Below are 829 nucleotides of genomic sequence, written 5' to 3'. Positions count from 1 at the left end.
CAACTCAGGAATGTATTTTTTTCCTGCAGCGTTCGACTTTTGGATCTGCTCATTCTCCTGATCAATAGCTTTCCACCGGTGTTTGATCCTTAAATCCTGAAGTGCTTCTATGGCCAGTTTCTGGACGTGAAACCGGTCGGTTACCTGAATAGCTTTTGGGAAGCATTTAGAGGCGATATGCTTCATCGAAAAGGCCATATCCAAAGTGATCTCCCGGACTTTATGGCGCAGAGAAGAAGATATTTGAAGCAACTGCTTAACGATTGGTTCTGCCTTTGTTCCTGCAATAATAGCCACCAAAGCCCCCTTCTTTCCTTTTGCTTTTCTGTTAGTGATAATGGTGTAGAGTTCTCCCTGGGATAAGACGGTCTCGTCAATGGAAAGAGATGGTCCCATATTTTCAGGAAAGATCAGGTAGTCTCTGGCATGTTTCTTTTCCTGCCAATCTTTAAAATCGCTCAGATGATCTTTGTACTGGCGCTGCAATTTCTTCCCGTTAACAGCAAAGAAGGAGCCGATAGTGTGGCAGTCCGAAGCTTTAGTATCGACTAATTTCTTTTAAAAAAGCAGCGAACTCTGTGGTCATACGAGTTCCCTGTGCTACTAAATTCCAGTCTCTTTGAACCAGTTGGCCTGTATCTTTATCTATCCATCTACGGCGTTTAACGTGCAGATAAACAGTGTTGCCTCTTAAAGGAAAATCCTGTATAGTGGCTTCTTTATGAAAACCTTTTGATACTAACAATTTAGAAGAATGTTCCTGTGGCGGGATATTGCGTTCTTCAAAATAAAGATGAAGTACTTCTTTTTCTTTTTTGCTTTTTACTAA

2 protein-coding genes are annotated in these 829 nt (G+C 41.4%); both read right to left on the bottom strand.

The window, feature by feature from the left end:
• Positions 1–519 (bottom strand): ISAon1 family transposase (locus tag RM553_RS19530; protein ID WP_432271482.1); only part of this gene is annotated, 519 nt, incomplete at its 3' end.
• Between the two features lie 19 nt (positions 520–538).
• The coding region (locus tag RM553_RS19525; protein WP_432271481.1) for an ISAon1 family transposase N-terminal region protein at positions 539–829 on the bottom strand (291 nt) is incomplete at its 5' end.

It is taken from the genome of Autumnicola tepida (assembly GCF_031846485.1).
Lineage (GTDB): Bacteria > Bacteroidota > Bacteroidia > Flavobacteriales > Flavobacteriaceae > Autumnicola > Autumnicola tepida.
This window is presented reverse-complemented; position numbering and strand designations above follow the sequence as displayed.